The 5,724-nt window shown below is 43.5% G+C and carries 5 protein-coding genes and 1 pseudogene; 3 read left to right on the forward strand and 3 right to left on the reverse strand.

Going from position 1 to position 5,724, the window contains the following annotated elements:
* The 3 genes and pseudogenes from HMPREF9969_RS12210 to HMPREF9969_RS12220 all read right to left on the reverse strand — a co-directional run.
* On the reverse strand, positions 1-398 hold a 398-nt coding region (locus HMPREF9969_RS12210; protein ID WP_036895840.1), incomplete at its 3' end, for a DUF3408 domain-containing protein.
* A gap of 2 nt (positions 399-400) precedes the next feature.
* A pseudogene (locus tag HMPREF9969_RS12215) lies at positions 401-1,332 on the reverse strand (toprim domain-containing protein).
* Positions 1,333-1,510: 178 nt separating this feature from the next.
* Positions 1,511-2,947 carry a VapE domain-containing protein gene (locus HMPREF9969_RS12220; RefSeq protein WP_009436148.1) on the reverse strand — a complete coding sequence of 479 codons (1,437 nt, stop codon included), beginning with the start codon at positions 2,945-2,947 and terminating at the stop codon, positions 1,511-1,513.
* 481 nt (positions 2,948-3,428) lie between these two features.
* On the opposite strand from HMPREF9969_RS12220, the gene HMPREF9969_RS12225 reads away from it, so the two are divergent.
* The 3 genes from HMPREF9969_RS12225 (at position 3,429) to HMPREF9969_RS12235 (ending at position 5,590) form a co-directional block, all read left to right on the forward strand.
* A complete protein-coding gene (locus tag HMPREF9969_RS12225) occupies positions 3,429-3,719 on the forward strand; it encodes a helix-turn-helix domain-containing protein (RefSeq protein ID WP_036895843.1) in 291 nt (96 codons plus the stop codon).
* On the forward strand, positions 3,716-4,018 hold the full coding sequence (locus HMPREF9969_RS12230) for a helix-turn-helix domain-containing protein (RefSeq protein ID WP_006043739.1): 303 nt from the start codon (positions 3,716-3,718) through the stop codon (positions 4,016-4,018). The genes HMPREF9969_RS12225 and HMPREF9969_RS12230 overlap by 4 nt, the downstream gene beginning before the upstream one ends.
* Positions 4,019-4,144: 126 nt before the next feature.
* Positions 4,145-5,590 (forward strand): IS4-like element ISBf8 family transposase, encoded by a 1,446-nt coding sequence (locus tag HMPREF9969_RS12235; protein ID WP_005642186.1) that lies wholly within the window; start codon positions 4,145-4,147, stop codon positions 5,588-5,590.
* The last annotated feature ends 134 nt before the right edge of the window (positions 5,591-5,724 follow it).

The following is a 5,724-nucleotide window of genomic DNA, read 5'->3' on the forward strand; positions in this document are numbered from 1 at the left end:
TCCTCCAGATGCTGACGAACGATGTTCTCCACAAAGCTTGAAAGGTTGCTGCCTCTGTCGCCTAATCTACGCACAATAAAGTCGGCACGTTCCTGTGTCTCCCTGCTCAGATAGACCGCCTTGCGATTGTTTAACTTGGTCGGCACAAGATAGGCTTGCTTGTAGGCTTCGAGTGTTTTCTTTCTCATCTTGGCACTGATGCGTTTCTGAATGGTTGCACTCTCAGTGTTCCGTGCAGGCTCGGAGTGCATGGTATTCTCTGTGTCCTGCTTGTTTGTTGGTCTTTCTCTTTCAGGAACTGCAGTCGCTTCTTGTGAAGTAGATTCGTTCTCTGTTTCATCTTCCACACCCAAGAACCATGAAAGGTCTTTGTCACTCATCATAGTTTCCTTTTCCATTTCTATTTCATTTTAAGTTTGACTTGTTTTAATTTCTTGTTTTGTCCTGTAATTGATATGTGTGTCTGTTCCTGCGCTTTCCATTTCTGCTGCTCACGGACACGGCTGACATGAAAATCGTTGAGATCCTTGAAGTCTTTGTAATGTATGTTCATGTCCTCAACATGGAAGCCTGCCTTTATGAAATCTTGAACAGCCCTCCGTCCTGCTTCATCATTGTCAAGGAAGGCGCGGATATGGGTGAGGTGTCGGTCATTCAAATAGCGGATAGTCCTTGCCACGTTGCTCACGGAGTTCATCACAAGGCTGTGGTTGGTAATCTCTTCTTTCATTGAAAGGAAGGATAGGAAGTCCATGAAGCCTTCAAAGATACATACTGGCTCCGCTCTGTCCGTGAATATCGGAGTAATGTCCTTCGGTGCAATCCTTCCCTTGAACACATTGTCGTCCCGAAGCTCATATCCTCCTGACTGGTTGGCGAAGCCGATAGCCTGATAGCCTCTGCCCCTTACCTCATAGCTGATACATTTGAGGAAAGGCATAGCCTTTTCCAAGTTGATACAGCGTTCCTTCGTAAGATAATCCTGTAAATGTGGCGGCAGGGTGTCTGATATTCTATCAGTTCCTTGCTCTTTCACCATCGGGTGGGTTTTTGAGAAGTCTTGAAATATATTGATTTCGGGAGTCTGCCCCAAACGACGGATGGCTTCGATAGCGTGCACCCTCCATACGCATACAGAGGTCGATTATGCTTCCGCCCCCCTCGCCATAATCTATCCAAAGGTTCTTTCGTGTCCACTTGAAACTCGGATGCGTTTCCTCCCTGAGCGGTGAACGGTACATGACATAGGTAGGTGTTTTCGACAGGTTGACCTTTCCTTTCGAGATACTCCACATGGGGTATCGTTGATACGTGAAAATCTTCTTCTTTCATTGTTTTGATACTTAATGGGTTGAATGATAATTATTTATGTTTGTCTGTTTTTATGGTTTTACTTTTCCAAAGTTTTTCCCCTCCAAACTTTTTCATCTTTCTTCTTACTACATACTATTCTGTGATAAGTGATTGATAATCAGTTACTTTGTAGTATAAGACAATACTACACATTCTACTACATTTGGCTACTACAAGTTTGAAAGAGCGGGCAGGGCAAGATTTTCCTAATCTTATAGACATAGATGGGGCTACCACCATTTCTTCGTTTGCTCACCTTTATATATTCTGCTTTCTTCAAGGCTTCGCCCATACGCTTGGCAACAAGTGGTTGGTGAGTATAAATACCCAAATAAGTGAGTATCTCCGTAGTGGTCATTAACGAATAACTTTCATCCTCCGTTGGCTTTTCAAAGCAACGCAACAAAAGCTCCATCTCTGCAGTTTGTACTTGAAAGTCCTCACTCTCTGTGTATAGTTCGGCAATCTCATCATCATCAAACCAATAGCGGAAGCCTGACTTTAACAGGGCTTTGGCTTCCGCATAAACATTGTCCACCGAGATAGCTTTTGCTCTCTCAATATCTATGGAAAGCACTTCAAAGGGTAGGAACCGTCTGCTTCCCGTAGGGTCTGTAAGAAAGTCGTTGCCGTTTACCGATGCCACGAAGCTTGCCAAGTGGGGATGCTCCTCTACATACTTGTCGTAGGGCATACGGTATTTGACCATCGGGCAGGTAATGAGGTTCTTCAGTTCGTTCTCATCCCGTTTGTTGAGGGCTTTGAGTTGGTCGTCGATGTTTACGATGAGGTTTTGCCCTATATAGGTGAGCGTGTCCTTCTCCTGCGGATATATCTTGCCTGTGTAGCTATAGCCATGTAATGCAGGTGGGCAGAGCAAATCCAAGAATGTAGTTTTGAACTTGCCCTGCTCGCCTGTCAGCACAAGGCAGGTGTGATTACGGCACTCACGGTCGTCCATTGCGTTGGCAACTACTGCCACGAGCCATTTGGTGAGGTACGTCAGCCATTTGTCGGGGTTACGCACGACAACGCAACTTGCTAAGGCGGGAATGCCTTTCAGTGAAAGGGAGAAAGCATTGCAGCAATTATTGTATTCGTTAGTGTTACCACAACTAGTGCCTATATCTACTAATGGTAATTCTTTGAAATACTCCTGTATGGGGTTGATGCGTGGAGAGAAACTACTCTCGATGATGGAATAGAGATTATCGGAAGAAGTCGCTATGCCTTCATCGCAATCAAGTTCCCTGCGGAGCGTATTGATTTCATAACGACCGACTTTTGTATATATGCCGCTGTTCCTACTTCGGTATTCGGTTCTTCCCAATACTGTATTGTATCTGAACTCGTAGTGTGTGGAGAGGTAGTTTTCTATCTCTGCGTTCTTGGATGAGCTACCCCTGCGATGAGGATTTCTTCTGTTATCTATATTGCCTGCATCTGCGTTCTTTTTCATTATTTCCTTGAATTGGTTTCCAAGAGTGAAGTTAGGGTGAGAATGCGTAACTTCCAAGCATTCAAAGCCTTCTTGCATAATGTTGCATCTGTCTGCTGCAAAATTCTTAGGGAAACAGGCTGTTAAAAAGAGCATTTATCGCCTCATTAAGCAAAAAACGGATGACAGGAAAGATAGGTTAGTAGAAATACGGATGTCGTTGTTTGCTTTCAGATGCACTCTTTTGCTTTGATTACCTTATTAACCTCATTTGTGCAGTGGCAAGAACATCAATCTGTCTCTTTTGTCCTTGTCATAGCGCCACAACTGCCACTTGAATGAAAAGTGATGGAATAAGAAATGCCCGATATTAATTTTGCATAAGACAAGCTGCGCTCGGCAAAGGATAAGTGAACTTTCCTCTGTACTCGCTTGCATTGTCTTTGCAACAAAAGAAGAAGACGGGGCAGGAAAACGCAAATGCGAACCGATGATGTGGATTGCTTTTTCCTCATTCTTCCCGATCCTTCCCTGTTGTTCTTCACGGCTTTGAGAGGTGTACGCACGTCATTACCTTTGCCGATGGAAACAGGAAGGACCTGAAACAACAAACAATAAACAATAACAAAATATGATTATGAACTATTACATCATTACGGAAACCAATTGGGCAAAGCTTCGGGATGAAATCTTGAGCCTTGCGGAATGCTGCTACAAGGCATTCGGAGAGAAAAGCAAGCACACGGACTGGCTGCACAACGGCGATGTGTGCCAGCTGCTGAATATCAGCAAACGCACCTTGCAGCATTATCGTGATACGGGCATGCTGCCGTTTACGCAAATCGGACACAAGTGCTATTACAAGCGCGAGGATGTGGAAGCATTGCTTCTTACGAAATTGAACAAACCTAAAAACAGACAGATATGATGGAAACAGCAAGAGACTTGAACATGGAGACGGACGAGATGCAGCTGGTTGTCTCAGCGTTGAGAGGTGTAGGAAAACGGATTGTGGAAGTGGCACAGACACACAAGCCACTCTTTGCAGGCGAACTTTTCCTCACAGGAAAGGAAGTGTGCGAGCGGCTGTATATCAGTCCCCGCACCTTGCAGGACTACCGAGACAGGAAGATTATACCCTACACGCAGTTTGCAGGGAAGATACTCTACAAGGCTTCGGACTTGGAAAGGATGTTGGAGGAGAATTACTATTTTAAGTCCATTTGAATTTAGTATTATAACTAAAGTTTCCCACCCAAATAAATAGATAGAAAAATAACAGTTTGTCGAATTTTCTTTGTAAATTAGTAATCGCTAAAGAACTGATTTTAAAGACAAGACAACAAAACTGTTATGGAAGCAAAAATAGAGAAAATAAGTGAGTTATCCAAACTTTTGAGTGTTAAAACCCGAATGAGTGATGATTTATTTCATCTTTTTGGCAAGTTTGGCATCGGTCACCTATTATCTCGCCTTTCATTGGAGAAACAGGACGGAGTTTCGGCTTCGGAGTTGCTCCTCTCTCTTTGCCTCTTCCGCATTGTGGGCGAGAGCATCCATAGTATATGCAAACATAAGATATATGAGCTTTCAAATCATGGTAAGAACTGTTTCTATCGCATGATGATTCGCCCACAGATGGATTGGAGACGATTGATGAACCACTTTGCACTGCGTTATATGTGCCTATTGCGTAAGTATGGCGAAGTTCCTCAATCAGATACCACTACATGTTTCATTATAGATGACACCGTACTTGAGAAGAGTGGTGTGAGGATGGAGGGTATCAGTCGTGTTTTCGACCATATGAAAGGCAGATGCGTATTGGGCTACAAGCTGTTACTTTGTGCCTTCTTTGACGGCAAGACAACTATACCCTTTGATTTTTCACTACATCAAGAAAAGGGGAAGCAAGGCAACTACGGGCTGACAAGACAGCAACTCAAAAAGGCATATCACACCAAGAGGAACACCGGCAATCCTGATTATAAGCGCTTTCAAGAGTGTAAGATGTCTAAGCTGGAAGTTGCCATGGATATGCTTCGCCGTGGATGGAAGATGGGGTTACATGCGAAGTATGTGATTACCGATAGTTGGTTCACCTGCGAGCAACTTATGACATGTGTTAGAAGCATAGGTAAAGGGGCAATGCACTTTGTTGGACTTGCAAAAATGGGAAAGACAAAATACACTATATCGGGCAAAAAGAAAAATGCTGCAGAACTCATTGCCACCTATGAACGTGAACGAGGAAAGAACTGTCGTAAATACAAATGTCGATATATTCAGCTCAACGGCAACTTAGGAGATATACCTATCAGAATCTTCCTCATCAAGTATGGTAGAAACTCCGCATGGAACGTTCTGCTCACCACGGATACAACGATGTCTTTCGTAAAAGCCTTTGAAGTGTATCAGATTAGATGGAACATAGAGGTGATGAACAAGGAGACTAAGCAATATCTCGGATTAGGAGGTTATCAAGGTTGTGACTTTAATGGTCAGATAGCCGACGCAACGCTGTGTTACCTTACATATACCGTCATGGCTTTGGAAAAGAGATTCACAGAATATCAAACCATGGGCGAACTCTTTTCGGATATGGAGGGTGATCTCATGGCACTCACGTTATGGAAGCGAGTTCTTACCTGCATCGAACGCATTCTTCGCATTTTAGGAGAAATACTTGGAATGACGCCCCAATACCTTATGGCTACAATCAGCGGAAACGACAAAGAGATGAGCAAAATCCTTGTAATGGCTGAAGCGTTGGAAAAATGGGACGAAGTATGTGGATAGTCTGCATAACTTCTGTTAGGCATGTGTTAACAGTCAATGGATATGGGGGAAGACAGACAAAGGAAAATGAGAAAAGTTGGTGTTTTAAGGGGTGGGAAACTTTAGTTAAATAATAAGGTAAAAAGAGCAGTGTG

The organism is Prevotella sp. oral taxon 306 str. F0472 (assembly GCF_000257925.1).
GTDB classification, from domain to species: domain Bacteria; phylum Bacteroidota; class Bacteroidia; order Bacteroidales; family Bacteroidaceae; genus Prevotella; species Prevotella vespertina.

Coding starts and splice junctions, on each gene's coding strand:
- HMPREF9969_RS12225 (WP_036895843.1), top strand. CDS start 3,429: ATGAACTATTACATCATTACGGAAACCAATTGGGCAAAGCTTCGGGAT.
- HMPREF9969_RS12230 (WP_006043739.1), top strand. CDS start 3,716: ATGATGGAAACAGCAAGAGACTTGAACATGGAGACGGACGAGATGCAG.
- HMPREF9969_RS12220 (WP_009436148.1), bottom strand. CDS start 2,947: ATGCTCTTTTTAACAGCCTGTTTCCCTAAGAATTTTGCAGCAGACAGA.
- HMPREF9969_RS12235 (WP_005642186.1), top strand. CDS start 4,145: ATGGAAGCAAAAATAGAGAAAATAAGTGAGTTATCCAAACTTTTGAGT.